The sequence below is a fragment of the Hydrogenophilus islandicus genome, from assembly GCF_054657095.1.
The window spans coordinates 48,243-66,867 of sequence record NZ_BAAHXE010000002.1 but is presented as its reverse complement, the minus strand read 5'-3'; the positions used below and the strand labels follow the sequence as shown (position 1 = coordinate 66,867).

Genomic DNA, 18,625 nt, shown 5'->3' with positions numbered 1-18,625 from the left:
TCGGTAATCTTAGCGAAAAAGCGGCGCAAGGAGAAGAAGCGGTGAAACTACAGCTGGACCTCGCGGGGAATATTCACCTCATCACCGCCCACGGCGACGGGTGGATTGCGATCGATGGCGAGCGTCACGAATCGAATCTCCTCTTGACCCCGACGGCGATCACGCCAGGATGGCTCCCGGGCGGCTGGGCGACCCTGGACGCAGCGGCAATCGACATGCTGCTCTCGTTGGAGCCTGAACTGATTCTCCTCGCCTCCGGCCCGCAGCTCCAATGGCCTCCACCCGCGGCGCTTGCCCGCCTCACTGCCGCACGGATCGGTTTTGAGGTGATGGCGCTTGCCGCCGCGTGTCGCACGTATAATGTGGTAGCCAGCGAAGGGCGACGCGTTGTCGCCGGCTTGGTTCTGCGCTAACCTCTGCGTCCTTTGAAGGAGCCACCGATGTCCGTCACCTTGCACCAACCTGCGCCCGATTTCACCCTCCCCGCGACAGGAAATCAGACGATCACCCTCTCCGCGCTCAAGGGCCGCCCCGTCGTCCTCTACTTCTACCCGCGCGACAACACGCCGGGGTGCACCAATGAGGCGATCGCCTTTCGCGACCACTACGCCGAATTCACCCAGTTTGGGGCGGTGATCCTGGGCCTTTCACGCGACAGCGTCGCGTCGCACGAGAGGTTCAAAGAGAAATTTTCCCTGCCGTTCGACCTCGTGAGCGACCCTGAGGAGCTCGCGTGCGCTGCCTACGACGTGATGCGCAACAAGACGATGTACGGTAAGCCGGTACGGGGGATCGAACGGAGCACCTTTCTGATCGACGCCAACGGCCACATCGCGGCCCTCTGGCGTAAGGTGAAAGTAGAAGGGCACGCCGAAGAGGTCCTTGAAGCGTTGAAAAAGTTGCAGCACAGCTGAAGGGCTAAAGCGATGTCCCCCTCCCGCTCCACCTCAAGTCCCTCTTCTGCCAAGGAGAGCCGCGAGCTGCGGAAACTCTTCGTGCTCGATACCAACGTGTTGATGCACGACCCGACCGCCCTCTTTCGCTTTGCCGAACACGACATCTTCTTGCCGATGGCGACCCTCGAGGAGCTCGACCAACACAAAAAGGGGCTCTCAGAGGTCGCGCGCAACGTCCGGCAGGTGAGTCGCACGCTGGAGGCGATCGTCGGCGAAGAGAGCCACGACCTCAGTAACGGCTACGCGCTTGATGCGCCATCCGGAGGAATCGCCACCGGGTGCCTCTTCTTCCAGACAGAAGCGATCGCTTCGCCGCTCCCGCCCGGTTTGCCCCTGTCGCAGAACGACAACGCGATTCTGTCGCTTCTGAAAGCGCTCGCCGAACGCCACGCCCCGCGCCCCGTGATTCTCGTCTCGAAAGACATCAACCTGCGCATCAAAGCGCGCGCGTTGGGGCTATTGGCGCAAGACTACCGCAACGACAAACTCCTGGAGGACACCGACCTCCTCTACTCCGGAATCCATGAACTTCCGGCCGACTTCTGGGAGCGTCAAGCGGGCGACCTCAAGGCGTGGCGCGCTGACGGCTTTGACTGGTGGCAGACCCGCGCGATCACTCCAAACGATTGCTACCCCAACGAATTCATCGTCGTTGCCGGCGACCCTTCGTTTGAAGCGCGCCTCATCCGTTTCGAGAATGGCTCGGCGCTCATGAGGAGTGTGCGCGACTTTCGCCATGAGAAAAACGCCGTTTGGGGCATCACGGCGCGCAACCGGGAACAGAACTTTGCGCTCGACCTCTTGATGGACCCCGAGGTCGATCTCGTGACCCTCTTGGGGCAAGCGGGCACTGGCAAGACCCTCTTGACTCTGGCCGCGGGACTTGCGCAGACGCTTGACCAGAAGATCTACAGCGAAGTGATCTTCACCCGTGCCACGGTCCCGATCGGCGAAGAGATCGGTTTTCTCCCCGGGACCGAAGAGGAAAAAATGGCACCGTGGATGGGGGCACTTGAGGATAACTTGGAAGTGCTTGCCGGCAACGGCGAAGGGGGTGCGTGGGGGCGCGGCGCGTCGATCGAGCTCATTCGCGCGAAAGTCAAGATCAAGAGCATCAACTTCATGCGCGGGCGAACCTTTGTCCGGAAATTCCTCGTGCTCGACGAAGCGCAAAACCTCACCGCCAAACAGATGCGCACGTTGATTACCCGTGCGGGCCCAGGAACGAAGGTGATCTGCTTGGGGAACCTGGCGCAGATCGACACCCCCTACCTGACCGAAGGGAGCTCGGGGCTCACCTACCTCGTCGAACGGATGAAGGGGTGGGCGCACAGCGGCCACGTGACGCTCGCGCGCGGCGAGCGTTCGCGGCTTGCCGAAGCGGCAGCTGAGCGGTTGTAACACCAGCACGACCATGGCTACCACCCCTTTTCGCCTCCATGATCTTCGCGAAACGCTCCACAACGAGCTCCACGCCCGTCCGTCGGTTGCGGTCACCTCACCGGCCGAAGTCCGCTCGTGGGCCTTTGTGATCGAACCCGACGAGCACGACGCCGCCCGCCGCCATTGGGAGCTCCTTGCCCAGCACCCAGGCGCCGAACGGATCGAAGAGAGCTCGGACCGTCAGGCGGTCGTCCGTTTTGGGCCGCTGCGGATCAAATGGGAGCACCATACCGAGTTTGTCTCCTACACCGTCTACTGCGAAGGATCGCAGGGAACCGAAGCCCTTTTGCGCCTCCTCCCCTCCGGCTGGATCGAGAAAGGTCCAGGTGCGCTGATCGCCGCGATCGCGATCGACATCCAGACGGTTCGTGACACCCCTCCTGACCGCTTCATCGACGCGATCGATCCGCTCGGCCCCACGACGGTCGCCTCCAAAATCGCCGACGGCGCGGGGTGGCTCTTTACCGACTTTCAGCTCCACGACGGGATGACCCATTTCACGATCATCGACGCCGCAATTCTCCCGCGTCAGCTGGGTCGGATCGTCCAACGGCTCATCGAGATCGAGACCTACCGGATGCTCGCGCTCCTCGCCTTCCCCGCTGCTCGGAGCGTTAGCGCCGCCCTTTCGTTGTGGGAAAAGCGACTTGCCCAGCTGATGCACGATCTTGACCAAGCCGAAACGATCGACAGCGAACGGTCGCTCCTGCAGCGCCTCACGCAACTCGCTGCCGAGGTCGAGCGCTCGGTCGCCGACTCCAATTTCCGCTTTGGTGCGGCGGCGGCTTACTATCGTCTCGTCCAGCAGCGCGCCGATGATCTGCGCGAGGAGCGCCTCTCCGGCTATTCGACCCTCAAAGGGTTTCTCGAACGGCGCCTTGCGCCGGCGATGAACACCTGTGCAGCGGTTCACCACCGCCAAGAGGAGCTCTCGGCACGCATTGCCCGCAACTCGCAGCTCCTGCGTACCCGGGTTGACCTCAAGCTCCAGGAACAGAACCAGCAGCTCCTCAACGAGATGAACCGCCGGGCGCGGCTGCAGTTGCGGCTGCAGGAGGCGGCGGAGCACTTCTCTGTCGTGGCGATCACCTATTACGGCTCACAACTGGTCCACTACCTCGCCAAAGGGGGCAAAGCGTGGCTGGGACCCTGGACGCCTGAAGGGATTACCGCGGTGGCCATTCCGTTGATCGCTTTCACCGCCGCATTCGGCATCCATCGACTGCGGCAAAAACTCCACGTCTCCATTCCTGAAATCCACTAAATCTCATTCACTTTTTTGGAAAATTGATCATGGCAGAGCAACCTCTCTTTGAATCGAACCTCAGAAGCCTTCCCCTGATCGGTCGCGGCAAAGTCCGCGACATCTATGCAGTCGGTGACGACAAGCTCCTCGTGATCGCCACCGACCGCCTCTCGGCGTTCGACGTGATCCTCCCCGACCCCATTCCCGAGAAAGGGAAGATCCTCACCCAGATCTCGGCCTTTTGGTTCGATCTCCTTGCCGGTATCGTCTTGGACCAGCGAACCGGGATCGACCCGGAGAGCGTGGTTGCGCCCGAGGAACGGGATCAGGTCGCCGGGCGCGCGATGGTCGTCAAGCGGCTCAAACCCCTGCCGATCGAAGCTGTCGTGCGCGGCTACCTCATCGGTTCCGGCTGGAAAGAGTACCAGGAGAAGGGTTCCGTCTGCGGCATTACTCTTCCTCAAGGGCTGCGTCTTGCCGAAAAACTGCCTCAGGCGATCTTTACGCCGGCAACCAAGGCCGAAGTCGGGGAACACGACGAAAACATCTCTTACGCCGAAGCGGAGGCGCTCGTTGCGCGCACCTTCCCTTCACTTGACGGGGTTGCACTTGCCCGACAAGCGCGCGACGCAGCACTTCTCCTCTACCAGAAAGCACACGACTATGCGCTCGCGCGCGGCGTGATCATCGCCGACACCAAATTCGAATTTGGCGTTGACACAGCGGGGCGGCTCCACCTCATCGACGAGGTCCTCACCCCCGACTCCTCCCGCTTCTGGCCCGCCGCAGCGTGGCAACCCGGGACGAACCCCCCCTCTTTTGACAAGCAGTTCGTCCGCGACTATCTCGAGTCGCTCGCGTGGGATAAACGCCCTCCGGCGCCCCACCTCCCTCCTGATGTCATCGAAAAGACGCGGCAAAAGTACCGCGAAGCCTACGCGCGTCTCACCGGCCAAGCGCTTTCCTAACGGATGCGCCCGATGAATGCCCAGCTTCCCACGACGCACGCAACGGCGACCGCGCGGCGCCTTGCCCTCGTCGCAGTGATCGCCGCCTACGTCCTCTCCTTCTTCCACCGCTTCGCGCCAGCTGGGATTGCCCAAGAACTTGCCGCGGCGTTTCATACCAACGCGGCTTCGCTCGGCATTCTTGCCGCCACCTACTTTTACGTCTATACGGTGATGCAACTCCCCACGGGGATTCTTGCCGATACCCTCGGGCCGAAGCGGGTGATCGTCGCCGGGGGCTTTGTCGCCGCAGCAGGCAGTCTCCTCTTTGCCTTGGCGCCAACGCTCACCTGGGCGATCGCCGGTCGGACGCTCACCGGTCTCGGCGTTTCGGTCACCTTCATCGCGATGCTCAAACTCTTTGCCCTCTGGTACGACGAACGGCGATTTGCCTCGCTCGTCGGACTCTCCCTCTTCGTGGGCAATCTCGGTTCGATGCTCGCGGGAACACCGCTCGCGTGGGTGGCGCAGATCACCGGCTGGCGTGGGGTCTTCCTCTTTACCGCGCTCCTCTCGCTTGCGGTTGCGCTCCTCTGTTGGCGTCTGATCGAAAAGGAGCCCGAACATCAGCGGCGGGCGATCGAGCGTGGGGTAGTCCTCCAGGGGCTCCTCGCGATCATGCGCAACCGCGCCACCTGGCCAGCAGTGGTAGCGAACTTCGGGATCGCGGGGAGTTTCTTTTCGTTTGCCGGACTTTGGGCAACCCCCTACCTGATGAGCGTGCATGGCACGGAGAAGCTCGTTGCATCCCATCACCTCTCGGGCTATTTCCTCGCCTTTGCTGTGGGTTGCCTTGTGGTGGGAACCCTTTCTGACCGCATCGCGCGGCGCAAAGTGGTGCTCGTTGCTGCGGCGACCTGTTTGATGGCCTGCTGGGCGGCACTTCTTTTCCTGCCGAGACAACCCGCTTCCGTGACGCTACCGCTTTTTCTCGTCATGGGCTTCGCCAACAGCGCCTTCGTCCTCACCTGGGCCTGCGCGAAAGAGGTGAACCCACCCCATCTTTCAGGAATGAGCACAGCGCTCACCAATATGGGGGGATTCTTGGGCGGCGCGCTGCTGCAGCCGCTCGCCGGCGCAATCCTCGACCGCCTCGGCGGCATGACGATGGTCGACGGCGTTCGCCTCTACCCTGCCGAGGCGATGATCCCGGCGATGGGGGTGATCGCCGGCGCGGCAGCGGTCGGTTGGGTCGCCACCCTTTTTGTCCGTGAGACCTACGCGCGCAACATCACTCCCCCAAGCGGTTGACCCAGCGGTCGATTGCGGCGATCACCGCGTCGGGGCGTTCGCGGTGGGGAAGATGCCCGCAGTCGGTCAAAACGACCGCCTCTGCGGGAGCCGACGCGTTGGTGACGATCGTCTCGGGGAATGCGGTTGAGCCGTATTCGTCGCGATCGCCATGAATAGCGAGGAGCGGTGCCGTGAGCTGGGCAAGAAACGGTACGAGCGACCAGTCACGAAACGCGGGATCGAGCCAGGTCTCGGTCCAGGCGTTCAGCACCCAGCGCGCCTTTTCCCCGTGCCACCTCTCCAGCCGGCGGAAGGTTGCCGGATCGGCAAATTCGGCTTGTGCAGCGCGAATCCCCGCAAGCGTCCGCTCCTCGACAAACGCCTGCGCGGCAATCGTCACCACCCCCGCAACCCGCTGCGGCGCTTGGGCGGCAGCCGCAACCGCCATCGCCCCGCCGACACTATGCCCAACGACGATCGCGCGCTCGACGCTGAGCGCATCGAGCACAGGGAGAATCCCTTCAACCGTCTCATCGGCAATGAAAGAGAGCGGCGGCCGACCGGCCCGCGCAGAGGAGCGGCCAAAACCCAAGCGATCGTAGGCATAGACCGGACGGCTGAGCGCTTGCGCAAGCTGGGCGGGAAAATCACGCCACAGTCCCACCGAACCGAGCGAATCGTGCAGGAGGAGAAGCGGTACGCCGTCAGCAGAACCCCCCGTCTGCGCTGACTCGGGTAACCACTGGCCAACGTAGAGCGTCCCCCCCTCCACGGGCACGAAACAGTCGCTAAACGTCATACTCGATAACCCTTTGACGCGCAATACTAAAATCCGGTAGGACCCACTCGCGGTAGAATTCGTCTTCCCCCAATTTCCAGTGCCGATTTTCCCATGACCACGACAACCCACACAACCCCAAACGATCCCCCCAACCTTGAACCGCTCCTCACCGGGTGGCAGTTTCCCCCCTTCGACGCGATCACCCCAGAAGCGACGCGCCCAGCGATCGAACGGCTCCTTGCCGACGCGCGGGCGGCAGTTACGGAAGCAAAAGAGCAGGCACGCGATCCTGGGCAGCCGCTCAGTTGGACGACGTGGTACGCGCCGCTCGACGAGCAGCTCGAGCGCTTGGGCGCCCTCTGGGGGGTAGTGGCCCATCTTCATAGCGTCCTCGACACTCCTGCCTGGCGCGCCCTCTATAACGAACTCTTGCCGACGATGAGCCGCTTCTGGAGTGAGCTCGGCCAAGACCCCGACCTCTACCAGGGGATGAAACGGCTCCTGGCTACTGCCTCTGATCTCACCCCGTGGCGCCGCCGCGCGTTAGCGCTCGAGGTGCGTGACCGGCAACTGGCGGGCGCCGAGCTTCCCGATGCCCTGCGCCCGCGCTACCTCGAGATCCAAGAGCGGCTCTCGGCCCTTGCGGCGCAATTCTCAGAGAATCTCCTCGACGCAACCAACGCCACCAGTGAGCTCGTCACCGATGAGGCGCAACTCGCGGGACTTCCCGAGACGGTTCGTGCGCTCGCCCGCGCGGCAGCCGAGCGGGAGGGACTAGAAGGGTGGAAATTCACGTTACAGATGCCCTTCTATCTGCCGGTGATGCAGTACGCCGAGGATCGCGCCTGGCGCGAACGGTTCTACCGCGCCTACGCGACCCGCGCGTCGGAGTTCGGTCCGCCGGAGTGGGACAACGGACCGCTCCTTACCGAAATCCTGGCGCTGCGGCAAGAGGAGGCGCAGCTGCTTGGTTTTCCCCACTACGCCGCCTATTCGCTCGCGCCCAAGATGGCGCCGTCGGTGGAGGCAGTTGCCGATTTTCTCGCGCAACTCGCCCATGCGGCCCGCCCATATGCCGAGCGGGACAAAGAGGAGCTCGAGCGTTTTGCCCGTGAACACTTGAAACTCCCGCAGCTCGAGGCGTGGGACATCGCGTTTGCCAGCGAAAAGCTGCGCCAGGCCCGCTACGCCTACTCCGACGACGAGTTGCGGCGCTACTTTCCTTTGCCTAAGGTCCTCGACGGGCTTTTCGGGCTCATCACCCGGCTCTACGGCGTCACTTTCGAGGAGGTGGTCCTGCCCACCTGGCATCCGGACGTGCGCCCCTACCGGCTCGACCAGCAGGGGGAGACGGTGGGCTACCTCTACCTCGACCTCTACGCACGCGACACGAAGAAGGGTGGTGCGTGGATGAACGACGCCAAAAGCCGCCATCGGCATCTGGACGGTCGACTTGACTATCCGGTCGTCTATCTGGTTTGTAACTTCGCGCCGCCCGTCGGCACCACCCCGCCCACCCTCACCCACGACGAGGTGCTCACGCTTTTTCACGAAATGGGGCACGGGCTCCACCACCTCCTTACCGCGGTCGAAGAGCGGGAGATCGCGGGCCTCAACCACGTCGAATGGGACGCGGTTGAGCTCCCCAGCCAATTCTTTGAGTTTTTCGCGTGGGAGTGGGAGGTGTTGCAGCACCTCACCGCGCACGTCGAGACGGGCGAGCCGTTACCGCGCCCTCTTTTTGACAAAATGACCGCCGCACGCTTCTTTCAGGCCGGGATGCAAAAGGTTCGCCAGATCGAATTTGCCCTCTTTGACTGGCGAATTCACAGCGAGCTCGGCGTCACCCCGGATGGCAACGGACGGCACAGTGTGGCGCTTGCCGACGTCATGCGGGTGCTCGACGAAGTGCGCCGCGCGGTCGCGGTCTTCACTCCGCCCGAGTGGCACCGTTTTCCCCAGAGTTTCAGCCACATCTTTGCCGGCGGCTACGCCGCGGGGTACTACTCCTACAAGTGGGCGGAGGTTTTGGCAGCCGACGCTTACCGCGCCTTTCTCGACGCCGCCGCAACGAGCGGGACCGTCGTCGATCCAGCGGTGGGCGAGCGCTTTCGCCGTGAGATCCTGGCGGTCGGAGCGAGTCGCCCAGCACTCGAGTCGTTCGTCGCCTTCCGCGGACGGGAACCGCGGATCGAGCCGCTCTTGGAACTCACCCTCGGGCCGTCGCCCACCGAAGGGTCAAAGTAGGCAGTGCCGAGATGATCACCCACCTCCTCTACCTTCACGGCTTTCGCTCGTCGCCGCAGTCGTTCAAGGCGCAGCTGCTGCACGAGTTTCTGGCGCGCAACCACCCCGAGATCGTGTGGCACTGCCCGGCGCTCCCCCCTGCACCCTTTACCGCCATCGAGACCATCGAAAATTGGCGACGCGGGCTCCCCAAAAAGGCTCGCTTGGGCGTCGTCGGTTCATCGCTAGGGGGCTTCTACGCCACATGGCTTGCGACCAAGGTGCTTTCGGCCCGCGTGGTGCTCCTCAACCCGGCGATCCACCCCGCCCGCGACTTGAGGAGCGCGATCGGCGAGCAGAGCTGTTGGCACGATCCGGCAGTGCGGTTCACCTTCACTCCGGCCCATGTCGCGCAACTCGAAGCCCTCACGGTGGGGGAGATACCTGACCCTGAGCGGATTTTGCTCGTCGCAGCGAAGGGCGACGAGCTTCTCGATTGGCGCGAGATGGTGGCCCGTTACCCGGGCGCGCACCACTGGGTCCTGGAAGGGGGCGACCACGCGCTCTCCCAATTTGCGGAACTGCTCCCACGCGTCGTCGCCTTTCTTCTGGGTGATTTTTGCGCCACCCGGTAATCAACAACGCCGTTAGTCGAGCTCGGTATACCCCTTCGCACCGCCCTGATAGAACGTTTTGGGGTCAGGCGCACGGAGCGGCGCGCCAGAGCGAAACTTCTCGACCAGGTCCGGGTTGCTGATGTAGAGAACCCCATAGGCGACCGCATCGGCAAGCCCTTCGGCAATCCAGCGGTTGCCAGTGTCGCGGTCAGCGCCGAAGTTGGCGATGAAGACGCCAGGCCACCGCTTCTTGAGCGACAACGGCTCGAAGAAGGGCCCTGCCTTTCCAGGCTGATCCGCTCCCATGCGCGTGATGTGGAGGTAAGCGAGAGGCCAAGCGCGGACCATCTCGACAATGCGGGTAAAGGTCCCTTCCGGGTCGGAATCGAACATCGAATTGAAGGGTTGCACAGGAGAGAGGCGCAACCCAACGCGCTCCGCTCCCACGGCTTGAACCACCGCGTCGAGTACCTCGAGAAGGAAACGGGCGCGGTTTTCAACCGATCCGCCGTAGCGGTCGGTCCGGCGGTTGCTCCCGTCGCGCAAGAACTGGTCGATGAGATAGCCGTTTGCGCCATGCACCTCGACACCGTCAAACCCCGCAGCAATGGCACGGCGCGCCGCCTCGGCAAACTGAGCGACGATTGCGGGAATTTCGTCGGTCTCCAGCGCCCGCGGCGTCACAAAAGGCTTTGCACCGCTGTAGGTATAGACTGTTCCTTCTGGTGCGATCGGCGAAGGGGCGATCGGCAGCTTCCCGTCGGGTTGCAGATCGGGATGAGAGACGCGACCAACGTGCCAGATCTGGCAAAATATCCGTCCTTGCGCCGCATGGACTGCTTCGGTCACCTGCCGCCACGCGGCTTGCTGCCGGTCGTTCCAGATGCCCGGGGTGTAGATGTAACCGATCCCCTCCGGCGCCACCGCGGTTGCTTCGGTGATGATCAAGCCGCTTGAGGCGCGTTGCGCGTAGTACTCGGCCATGATCGGGGTCGGTGTCCCGTCGCGTTCAGCGCGGCATCGGGTCATCGGCGCCATCACGATGCGATTGGGGAGCGTAAGTGGCCCCATAACAAGCGGTGTAAAAAGATCGGCCATGGTGTAACTCCTTTTAGTGACTCATTGGTTATTTGTGTGGATCATCATAAACAGAATCGAACCGCTCGTCAATCCCCGCCGCCGTCGCGCCAAGCGCTTTGGGGGCAGTTCTTTACCCCTCCGCCGATCGCCCGCCTCATCGCTTCGCTCGTCGCAAACCGAGGGGCGATCCTTGAGCCCTCAGCAGGCGATGGCGCTTTTCTTCGCGCGCTCAGGGAACGGTTCGGAGAAAACCTCCCGCCCGTGACCGCAATTGAGCGCGACCCCACCGTGGCGCCGCCCGGCACCGTGGTCGCCAACTTTTTTCACTGGAACCCTGACGCGACCTTTGCCACGATCATCGGCAACCCCCCGTACGTGCGCGCCCAGTGGATCGACGAGGAGACGCGCGCCGCGTGGCAGCAGCTTACCGAGCGCTATCCCCTCCCCCCTTTGGACCAGCGCGCCAACCTCTACCTCTACTTCATCGCCGACGCGGTCCGGCGCCTCGAGGATCGTGGCGAGCTGATTTTCATCACCCCGCGCGAGTGGCTCAAAGCCACCTCAGCCGTTGCCCTCAACCGTTGGCTCTACCGTCAAGGGACGATCACCCACCTCATCGAACTCGGCGACGCGCGCCTCTTTGCCGATGCGCTACCGAACTGTCATATTTTTCGTTATGTAAAAAACGACTTCTCTCGCGTCACCATCCTTGCCGAGTTATCGAGCAAAGCACCCCTTCCCTCCTCTGCTGAACATCTCCCCTGGGAAAGGCGCTACTTTACCGAATGCGGTGGGCACCTCCTTTTTCTTCGCGAGCCCCACCCGTTTCGTCTCGACCAGATCGCTTGCGTCAAAGTGGGCGGCGTTTCGGGGGCTGATGCGATCTTCGCCAACCCGCGCTACGCCAACCGAGAGTTTGTCTATTCGGGAACGGTCCGTACCGGGCAGACGCGGCCGATGTTCTGGCCCGACCCCACGCAACCCCCGGCGTGGCTCCTCCCCTATAAACCTCAGCTCCTCGCGCGCAAGGTTCGGCGCTTCGACGAGTCGAACTGGTGGCTGTGGGGACGGGGCTACCCCGAAAGTGACGCGCCGCGAATCTACGTGAACGCCAAAACCCGCGCGCCTAAACCCTTTTTTCTCCACCCCTGTCGTCATTTCGACGGTTCGGTACTGGCACTCTTTCCGCACGACCGTGCGGTGCCGCTCACGGCGCTTTGCGATGCGTTGAACCGCGTCGATTGGGCGGCACTCGGTTTTGTCTGTGACGGGCGCTATCTCTTCTCCCAGCGGGCGCTCGCCCATGCACCGCTACCCGCGTGGTTTGCCCCTTTTGTGGCTCGCCTTGATTTCGGTTGATCGTGATACTATGATAGATCTCATCGTTCAAACAAACAAGGAGAAGCCGTCATGAAAACAAACGTCGGTGGCATTGATAAGATCGCGCGGATTGCGGTCGGGGCGATTCTTCTCGTGCTTGCGATCATGGGGATTGGAACGCCGTGGACCTGGATCGGCGTCGTGCCGTTGGTTACGGGGCTTGTCGGTTTCTGTCCGCTCTATACGATCCTCGGGATCAACACCTGCCCCGCGAATCCCCAACAGCAAGAGGGTAATCGCTAACTTCCTTTCCGCGCACACCTTTCGGTCAGGCGGATAAAGGTTTCGACCGAAAGGGTCTCGGCCCGCGCGGTGGGGTCAACCCCGGCCGCGCGTAGCATCTCGCTATCCACTAACCCTTTAAGCGCGTTCGCGACCGTCTTTCGTCGCTGACCAAACGCCCGTTTCACCACTTCGGCAAAGAGTGACTCATCGAGCATCGGATAGGGATCGGGGCGAAGCGGCGTGAGGGTCACCACACTCGAAACCACTTTGGGCACGGGCCAGAAGGCTCCTGGGGGAACGTCGAAACACTTGGTCACCCGAAAGCGGCGCTGGACCATCACGCTCAAACGCCCGTAGGCCTTCGACCCCGGGTGCGCAGCCATCCGATCGACCACCTCTTTTTGCAACATCAAGACGAGGCGCGCGATACGCGCATGGTACCGGGCGAAGTGAAAAAGAAGCGGCGAGGAGACGTTGTAGGGTAAGTTGCCGACGATGACGAGGGGGGAACCGAGGGCGGCGAGGTCGACCTCAAGAGCGTCCGCAGCGATCACCTCCAGAGCAGCACCGCTCGCGGCGCGCTCCCGCCAGTACGCAGCGAGGTCGCGGTCGAGCTCGATGACGGTCAAACGACCCCCCTGGGCGGCGACGGCTTCGATCAGCGGCTCGGTGAGCGCCCCTCTTCCGGGACCGATCTCGACCACCCGCTCCCCCGGTTGCGGGGCGACTGCGCGCAGGATGCGCGCCACCGCTTGGCGATCCCGGAGAAAATTCTGGCCAAACCGTTTGCGCGGTGGCGAGAAGGATGAAGCGTCCCGCTCGCGTTCGCTCGCCGCTTCGTAGGAGGGGTTTCGCGGATTCATTGCGCCAATTCGCAGGTAAGGTGCACCGCAGCGAAGAGACTCCCTGGGTCGGCCAGACCTTTTCCGGCGAGGTCGAGCGCGGTGCCGTGGTCGACACTCGTGCGGACAAACGGCAACCCGAGCGTGACATTGACCCCTTCGCCGAAACTGGCGTATTTGAGCACCGCAAGCCCTTGGTCGTGGTACATCGCAAGTTGCGCGGCTGAGCCTGCCAGAACCCGCGGCGTGAAAAGGGTGTCGGCAGGAAGCGGCCCGACGAGGTCGATCCCCTCTTCCCGCAAACGAGCTAACGTCGGTTCGATCACCTCGATCTCCTCGCGTCCCAAGTGCCCCCCTTCGCCGGCGTGGGGGTTGAGTCCAGCGACGAGAATGCGTGGGTTGGGGATGCGGAACTGGGTAACGAGCCCTGCGTGGAGGATGCGGATCACTGCGGTAAGCCGCTCGGCGGTGATCGCCGTGGGGACCTCAGCAAGCGGGAGATGGGTCGTCGCGAGTGCCACCCGCAATCCCCCGCCGACCAGCATCATCACCACCTGGGGAACGCCCGCTTTCGCCATCAGATATTCGGTGTGGCCGGTGAAAGGGATCCCTGCGTCGTTGATCACCCCCTTGTGCACCGGCGCGGTCACGATCCCGGCAAATTCGCCCGCGAGCGCCCCGGCAATCGCCCGATCGAGGGTTGCAAGCACATAAGCAGCGTTCGCGGGATCGACCGTCCCGGGTTGGACCGGCACACGCAGGGGGATCGGCGCAATCGCGATCGGGGCCCGGACGGTCCCGCAGTACTCAGGAATCGTCGCGGCGGCTCGCCCGAGGAGAACTGGGTCGCCGATGAGGACGAGGGGTCGCGGCCAGCGCCGCTCGAGGAGACGCGCACAGAGCTCCGGCCCGACTCCGGCGGGTTCCCCCATCGTCACCGCAAGGGGGGGGAGAAGCGCCGCATCCATTACCGATCCCCCAATGCTTCGGGCCGCTCGACGACCGCTTCCGCTTCGAGCGACTGGACAAACGCCTCATACGCCTGTTGGCGCTTCCGCTCGCGCAGCTGGTTGCGGGCGTAGTTCCGAAACGCTTCGGGGTCTTCGGTCAAGGGGCGTCGCGCCAAGACCTGGATGAGGTGCCAGCCAAAACGCGATTTCACCGGATCGGAGAGCTCCCCCGGTTGCAGGCGGTTCATCACCGTTTCAAATTCAGGAACGAAATCGCCCGGTAGCACCCATCCGAGGTCGCCGCCATTGGTTGCCGACCCATCCTCCGAGTGGAGGCGTGCGAGTTCGGCAAACGACTCGCCGCGCATCACCCGCTCCTTGAGCGCGACGAGTCGCGCGCGCGCCTCCTCATCCGACAGGGTCGCGCCGGTTTTGAGGAGAATGTGGCGGACGTGGGTCTGGACGACCGAAGCCGCTTCCTCCGCAAAGCGCCGTTTGAGATCGGGATAGGCCGAGATAAAGTGGTCGAGCTCGGCGTCACTCACCGTATCGGCTCCTTGCGTTACCCGCGCCTGCAGCCGCTGCAACACGATCTGGCGGCGAATTTCGTCGCGAAAACGCTCCCACGAGAGGCCATCCTTGGCCAGCGCCGCTTTCATCTCCTCTTGACTCATGCGGTTACGTGCTGCAATCGACGCGATCGCGTCGTCCACCTCCGCGTCGCTGACCGTCACCCCCAGCCGCTTCGCTGCCTGGAGTTGGATGCGCTCGAGGATCAGCGACCGCAACGCCTCTTCAGTGATCTGTTGCGGAGGGACGTTGCGGTTTTGCGTCGCCACTTGCCGCGCCAATTGGGCGCTGCGCTCCTTGAGCTGCTGGGTGGTGATCGCTTCACCATTGACCACCGCGACCACCCCAATCGTTTCTGCGGCGAGCGCGACGCGAACCGCAAACAGGGCGACGAGGATGACAGCCCAAAGCGTTTTTGGCCGCCAACCGATCAGTTTGGCGAGGAACTCGCGACCGAATGGCGCAATACCGATTATTCCCATCTTCTTCTCCTTTACCACCCCGACTCGAGCGACCGTTCTGGGCCGGTCGGGGAGATTCTGCCATATCCCGGTACCGCGCGGCGCAGGAGCGACCCCGGGTCGCTGCCGAGGCTCCCAAGGCCGTTCAACTCCAACTGGAAGAAAATCGCGGTGTTGTTGCTCGACGCCGAAAGGGCGTAGCGGTGCAAAACCACCCGCCCTACCCAACAGCCACCGTTGTACTCGACGCCCCCCAGCACCTCGTTCCACCGATCATCCTGGAGTGACCGGGCCAGCCGTCCGACCCCATACCAGCGCGGCGCGAGCGGCCATTGGCCGGAGAGGGCGACCTCTTCCAGTTGGTTCCGGGTGTAGCGGTAATCGAAACCGGCGACCTTCGCAAGCCCAGCTTCATAACGAATCGCCGCGTTGAAGCGGCGGTTGAGCCCCTCGTTGGGATCGTACTGCCAAAACCCTTTCAGCCGCCAGCGGTCGAATGGCTGCCACGCCACCTCAGCAAGGAGATCGGTGCGGCGGTTGTTCCACGGCTCTTCTCCAGGGAGCAGCACCTTCGGGTCCTGGAAGAAAAAGCGCTGGGCAACAGAGGCGCGAATCCGCTCCCGACCCGACTCGGGCTCGATCAACCGCGAGGTAAGTGCAGCGGTCACGCTCTGGCCATCTGCAATACGGTCGTAGCCGGTATAGGGGTTCATCATGAAGAGCTGGGCAAACCCAAACCCGTAACGGTCGGTATCAAAGAGCGGAATATCGGCCTGATTGCGGTACGGGGCGTAGCGATAGAAGAGGCGCGGTTCCAGGGTCTGAAGCCAGTTCCGTCCCAAAAGCTGCCAGTCGCGCTCGAGTGCCGCCTGGAGATCAAGCGCAAGAATCGGCAGCGCGCGCGAAATCGAGCTTCTTCCGGTTGGGATTGCCGCTTGATCGAGCGCGTAATGGGTGAGATGCGCCATCACCCGCGGCTCGAACGACCACCACTCGCGCACCACCGGCAGCCGCCACTCGGGGGTCATCACCCAGCGGCTCCCTTCGGTCCAGAGCAGTCCCGAGCTGGAGAGGCGTCCCGCGTCGGGGTGGCGGAATTGGGTCACCTGACCGTTCCAATCGATCCGCCCCCAGTTCCCCGCATCTCCCAGTACCCACGGCGCAGTCCAGAACCGCCACTGCGGCAGCAACCGGTAGGGGGTCTCAATGGTGCGGTTGATGGTCTGGTATTGCTGGACGACGAGCTGCGAACCCCAGCCGTCGACGCCATAGGTGAGCGCCCCTTGCCGCAAGAGATGAACCGTCGACGCCAAGTGGAGGGTATTGCTGAGATCTTTGAAATAGTTGCGGTCACTGACCGCATTGAAGTCGACGGCCGCGGTGAGCGCTGAGGTGAGCCGCTCTTCGTGGCGCCAGATACCGAGCGCGCGCGTCCGTCCAGCCACCTGATCGTTCGGCAGCACTTCGCCTTCAACCACCCCGTGCATCGCTGCGGTCAGATAGCGAAACTGGGTACCAAGCTGCACCCCGCGCCGGCTGTAGAGGCGAGGGGTAAGGGTGAGATCGTAGTTGGGGGCGAGGTTGAAGTAGTACGGAACCGCCACGTGAACCCCCGAGCGGTTCGAGGCACCAAAGGAGGGGGTGAGCCACCCCGACTTGCGCTCTTTGGAAAGCGGAAATTCGAGCCAGGGGAGCGCGACGAGCGTCGTGTCAGCGAAACGCAAGCGCGCGTCGGTGGCGGTGCCGATGTTGCGATCGCGGTCGAGCGCGATCTCGTCAGCGACCAGATACCAGTCGGGATCGGGGGCGGCGCAGGTGGTCCAACTGCCCGCTTCGATCCGATAGTGGTTCTCGCCCTCGAAATGGATCGCTTGTGCCTCCCCGTGCGCCGGAGTACTATGGGGATTCTTTTCTGTCGGAGTAAAAAAGTAACGCGGCGACTGGAAGATCCCGGTCTTGTCGGCAAGGCGATAGCGTCCCTCGGGGCCCGTGACCCGAAGACCAGCCGCTTTGTCCTCAAGCGTTACGTTCCCGCTCGCGGTCACTGTCTCGCTCGGTTCGTCGTAGTGGAGAGAATCGGCAAACACCGACTGCTCCGCCCGGCGAACGACGACCTCGCCCTCGGCCACAAGCGAGTTGCCCCGCTCGCCCGTAATTCGGTCGGCTTCGACCACTGTCCCCTCAGGGAGAAACGGGAGATCGTGCGCGACCGCCCGACCGTTGCGCTCACTCGGGCTCCCCCCAGAACTCTGGCTGCCAGAAGAGGCTCTGGCCTCAGTGTTCGACCTCGGGGTCGTGGTGGGGGAGCGGGACGCCTGTGCCGCTGCATCGTCTCCCCTCCCAGCAGGCGATTGTGCGGTATGCGGCAAAAGCTCAGGAGCGACGACGAAGGGGGGAAGAGTACCGGCGAAAACCGGAGGAACCGCAAAGGCGAGGAGCACCCCAAGCACCAAGGGGCGCAGGCGACAGCGGTGGGGAGATGGCGAGCGGCGCCGCTCAGAGGGTTCGAGGGTCACTGGACGATCGGTTCGGTTACAATCCCGTCGCGATTCTACACGAAGGTCTGCTCACCCGATGGACGAACGCCGCATTGCCCTCACGACCTGGCTCCACGCGCTGGGGATCGCTTCCGAGACGCTCGCCCCGGCATCGGAAGACGCGAGTTTTCGCCGCTACTGGCGGGTGACGCTCCCGGACGGCACCAGCCGGATCGTCATGGATGCGCCGCCTGAGCGCGAGCCGATCCACCCGTGGCTTCGTCTCCGGGGCCATCTCGAACGCTCGGGCGTGCCGGTGCCCGCGGTCGAAGCGGTCGATGAGGAGCAGGGGTTTGTCCTGATGAGCGACCTCGGGCGCACGACTGTTGCAGCGCACCTCACGGAAAACCCCGAAGCGGCCCACGAGACCTACGCCGAGGCGCTGGCGGTGCTCGTCGTACTTCAAGCGAGCGCTCGACCCGAGGGGGTTCCCGACTACGATGAGGAGCGCCTCCTTGCTGAGTTGCGCCTCTTTCCTGAGTGGTACCTCGCCCGCCACCTGGGGGTCACGCTCACGCCGCGCGACGCGGAGGCGCTTGAGGCGGTCTTCACCGCGCTCGTCCGTCGCGCCCGTGGGCAACCGCAGCTCTTGGTTCATCGCGACTACCACAGCCGCAACCTGATGGTGCTCCCGGAAAACCATCCGTTGCGTGAGCGGGCGATGCTGGGCGTGCTCGACTTCCAAGATGCCGTCTGGGGGCCGGTCACCTATGACCCCGTGTCGCTGCTGCGCGACGCCTACCTCGAGTGGCCGGAGGAATTCGCGCTCGATCTGCTCGTGCGCTACTGGCAGCAGGCGCGGCGACTGGGGATCCCGATTCACGAGCGCTTCGACGACTTTTACGCCGACTACGAGTGGATGGGGGTGCAGCGCCACCTCAAGGTGTTGGGGATCTTTGCCCGGCTCGCCTATCGCGACGGCAAAACCGGCTTCCTCAACGACCTCCCCCGCGTGCGTCGTTACCTCTGGAAGGCGCTGCTGCGCTATTCGGCGTTGAAACCCCTCCGTCGCCTCTTCGAACAGCTCCACCCCGAAGAGGTCGCGGTGGCCCTCACCTTCTGAGGGGCGCG

At 63.4% G+C, this 18,625-nt stretch carries 17 protein-coding genes; 11 read left to right on the top strand and 6 right to left on the bottom strand.

Annotation, left to right across the window (positions count from 1 at the left end):
• The first annotated feature begins 41 nt into the window (after positions 1 to 41).
• From ACYQ6T_RS01270 to ACYQ6T_RS01245, 6 genes are read left to right on the top strand one after another with little or no spacing between them, the layout of a single operon-like run.
• Positions 42 to 413, top strand: coding sequence for an Mth938-like domain-containing protein (locus ACYQ6T_RS01270; protein WP_459826670.1), 372 nt, complete (start codon positions 42 to 44; stop codon positions 411 to 413).
• A gap of 27 nt (positions 414 to 440) precedes the next feature.
• Positions 441 to 914 carry a peroxiredoxin gene (locus ACYQ6T_RS01265; RefSeq protein WP_459826668.1) on the top strand — a complete coding sequence of 158 codons (474 nt, stop codon included), beginning with the start codon at positions 441 to 443 and terminating at the stop codon, positions 912 to 914.
• A gap of 12 nt (positions 915 to 926) precedes the next feature.
• Complete coding sequence (locus ACYQ6T_RS01260) at positions 927 to 2,357, top strand: PhoH family protein (RefSeq protein WP_459826666.1); 1,431 nt, start codon at positions 927 to 929, stop codon at positions 2,355 to 2,357.
• A gap of 13 nt (positions 2,358 to 2,370) precedes the next feature.
• Positions 2,371 to 3,663, top strand: a complete 1,293-nt coding sequence (locus ACYQ6T_RS01255; protein ID WP_459826664.1) for a DUF3422 family protein — start codon at positions 2,371 to 2,373, stop codon at positions 3,661 to 3,663.
• A gap of 29 nt (positions 3,664 to 3,692) precedes the next feature.
• A complete protein-coding gene (locus ACYQ6T_RS01250) occupies positions 3,693 to 4,613 on the top strand; it encodes a phosphoribosylaminoimidazolesuccinocarboxamide synthase (protein ID WP_459826662.1) in 921 nt (306 codons plus the stop codon).
• Positions 4,614 to 4,625: 12 nt separating this feature from the next.
• Positions 4,626 to 5,903 (top strand): MFS transporter, encoded by a 1,278-nt coding sequence (locus ACYQ6T_RS01245; RefSeq protein ID WP_459826660.1) that lies wholly within the window; start codon positions 4,626 to 4,628, stop codon positions 5,901 to 5,903.
• On the opposite strand, the gene ACYQ6T_RS01240 is transcribed toward ACYQ6T_RS01245, so the two are convergent.
• The gene (locus ACYQ6T_RS01240) at positions 5,884 to 6,684 is read right to left on the bottom strand and encodes an alpha/beta fold hydrolase (protein WP_459826658.1); all 801 of its coding nucleotides are present in this window, start codon (positions 6,682 to 6,684) and stop codon (positions 5,884 to 5,886) included. The two genes, ACYQ6T_RS01245 and ACYQ6T_RS01240, sit on opposite strands and share 20 nt — an antisense overlap.
• A gap of 93 nt (positions 6,685 to 6,777) precedes the next feature.
• Here ACYQ6T_RS01240 and ACYQ6T_RS01235 point away from each other — a divergent pair, with 93 nt between their 5' ends.
• Positions 6,778 to 8,913 (top strand): M3 family metallopeptidase, encoded by a 2,136-nt coding sequence (locus ACYQ6T_RS01235; RefSeq protein ID WP_459826656.1) that lies wholly within the window; start codon positions 6,778 to 6,780, stop codon positions 8,911 to 8,913.
• Between the two features lie 11 nt (positions 8,914 to 8,924).
• Positions 8,925 to 9,527, top strand: coding sequence for a YqiA/YcfP family alpha/beta fold hydrolase (locus ACYQ6T_RS01230; RefSeq protein WP_459826654.1), 603 nt, complete (start codon positions 8,925 to 8,927; stop codon positions 9,525 to 9,527).
• Positions 9,528 to 9,539: 12 nt separating this feature from the next.
• On the opposite strand, the gene ACYQ6T_RS01225 is transcribed toward ACYQ6T_RS01230, so the two are convergent.
• Positions 9,540 to 10,607 (bottom strand): alkene reductase, encoded by a 1,068-nt coding sequence (locus tag ACYQ6T_RS01225; RefSeq protein WP_459826652.1) that lies wholly within the window; start codon positions 10,605 to 10,607, stop codon positions 9,540 to 9,542.
• Between the two features lie 36 nt (positions 10,608 to 10,643).
• On the opposite strand from ACYQ6T_RS01225, the gene ACYQ6T_RS01220 reads away from it, so the two are divergent.
• On the top strand, positions 10,644 to 11,948 hold the full coding sequence (locus tag ACYQ6T_RS01220; protein ID WP_459826650.1) for an Eco57I restriction-modification methylase domain-containing protein: 1,305 nt from the start codon (positions 10,644 to 10,646) through the stop codon (positions 11,946 to 11,948).
• 51 nt (positions 11,949 to 11,999) lie between these two features.
• A complete protein-coding gene (locus tag ACYQ6T_RS01215) occupies positions 12,000 to 12,212 on the top strand; it encodes a YgaP family membrane protein (RefSeq protein ID WP_459826648.1) in 213 nt (70 codons plus the stop codon).
• On the opposite strand, the gene rsmA is transcribed toward ACYQ6T_RS01215, so the two are convergent.
• From rsmA to ACYQ6T_RS01195, 4 genes are read right to left on the bottom strand one after another with little or no spacing between them, the layout of a single operon-like run.
• The gene (gene rsmA / locus ACYQ6T_RS01210) at positions 12,209 to 13,057 is read right to left on the bottom strand and encodes a 16S rRNA (adenine(1518)-N(6)/adenine(1519)-N(6))-dimethyltransferase RsmA (RefSeq protein ID WP_459826646.1); all 849 of its coding nucleotides are present in this window, start codon (positions 13,055 to 13,057) and stop codon (positions 12,209 to 12,211) included. The genes ACYQ6T_RS01215 and rsmA overlap by 4 nt on opposite strands.
• Positions 13,054 to 14,004, bottom strand: a complete 951-nt coding sequence (gene pdxA, locus ACYQ6T_RS01205) for a 4-hydroxythreonine-4-phosphate dehydrogenase PdxA (protein WP_459826644.1) — start codon at positions 14,002 to 14,004, stop codon at positions 13,054 to 13,056. Before pdxA ends, rsmA begins: the two co-directional genes overlap by 4 nt.
• Positions 14,004 to 15,038 carry a peptidylprolyl isomerase gene (locus tag ACYQ6T_RS01200; protein ID WP_459826642.1) on the bottom strand — a complete coding sequence of 345 codons (1,035 nt, stop codon included), beginning with the start codon at positions 15,036 to 15,038 and terminating at the stop codon, positions 14,004 to 14,006. The genes pdxA and ACYQ6T_RS01200 overlap by 1 nt, the downstream gene beginning before the upstream one ends.
• Before the next feature lie 11 nt (positions 15,039 to 15,049).
• Positions 15,050 to 17,533, bottom strand: a complete 2,484-nt coding sequence (locus tag ACYQ6T_RS01195; protein ID WP_459826640.1) for an LPS-assembly protein LptD — start codon at positions 17,531 to 17,533, stop codon at positions 15,050 to 15,052.
• Positions 17,534 to 17,591: 58 nt separating this feature from the next.
• Between ACYQ6T_RS01195 and ACYQ6T_RS01190 the strand changes: the two genes are divergently transcribed.
• Positions 17,592 to 18,617: an aminoglycoside phosphotransferase family protein gene (locus ACYQ6T_RS01190; protein WP_459826638.1), complete on the top strand. Its 1,026-nt coding sequence runs from the start codon at positions 17,592 to 17,594 to the stop codon at positions 18,615 to 18,617.
• The last annotated feature ends 8 nt before the right edge of the window (positions 18,618 to 18,625 follow it).

Coding starts and splice junctions, on each gene's coding strand:
- ACYQ6T_RS01265 (WP_459826668.1), top strand. CDS start 441: ATGTCCGTCACCTTGCACCAACCTGCGCCCGATTTCACCCTCCCCGCG.
- ACYQ6T_RS01260 (WP_459826666.1), top strand. CDS start 927: ATGTCCCCCTCCCGCTCCACCTCAAGTCCCTCTTCTGCCAAGGAGAGC.
- ACYQ6T_RS01255 (WP_459826664.1), top strand. CDS start 2,371: ATGGCTACCACCCCTTTTCGCCTCCATGATCTTCGCGAAACGCTCCAC.
- ACYQ6T_RS01250 (WP_459826662.1), top strand. CDS start 3,693: ATGGCAGAGCAACCTCTCTTTGAATCGAACCTCAGAAGCCTTCCCCTG.
- ACYQ6T_RS01245 (WP_459826660.1), top strand. CDS start 4,626: ATGAATGCCCAGCTTCCCACGACGCACGCAACGGCGACCGCGCGGCGC.
- ACYQ6T_RS01240 (WP_459826658.1), bottom strand. CDS start 6,684: ATGACGTTTAGCGACTGTTTCGTGCCCGTGGAGGGGGGGACGCTCTAC.
- ACYQ6T_RS01235 (WP_459826656.1), top strand. CDS start 6,778: ATGACCACGACAACCCACACAACCCCAAACGATCCCCCCAACCTTGAA.
- ACYQ6T_RS01230 (WP_459826654.1), top strand. CDS start 8,925: ATGATCACCCACCTCCTCTACCTTCACGGCTTTCGCTCGTCGCCGCAG.
- ACYQ6T_RS01225 (WP_459826652.1), bottom strand. CDS start 10,607: ATGGCCGATCTTTTTACACCGCTTGTTATGGGGCCACTTACGCTCCCC.
- ACYQ6T_RS01215 (WP_459826648.1), top strand. CDS start 12,000: ATGAAAACAAACGTCGGTGGCATTGATAAGATCGCGCGGATTGCGGTC.
- rsmA (WP_459826646.1), bottom strand. CDS start 13,057: ATGAATCCGCGAAACCCCTCCTACGAAGCGGCGAGCGAACGCGAGCGG.
- pdxA (WP_459826644.1), bottom strand. CDS start 14,004: ATGGATGCGGCGCTTCTCCCCCCCCTTGCGGTGACGATGGGGGAACCC.
- ACYQ6T_RS01200 (WP_459826642.1), bottom strand. CDS start 15,038: ATGGGAATAATCGGTATTGCGCCATTCGGTCGCGAGTTCCTCGCCAAA.
- ACYQ6T_RS01190 (WP_459826638.1), top strand. CDS start 17,592: ATGGACGAACGCCGCATTGCCCTCACGACCTGGCTCCACGCGCTGGGG.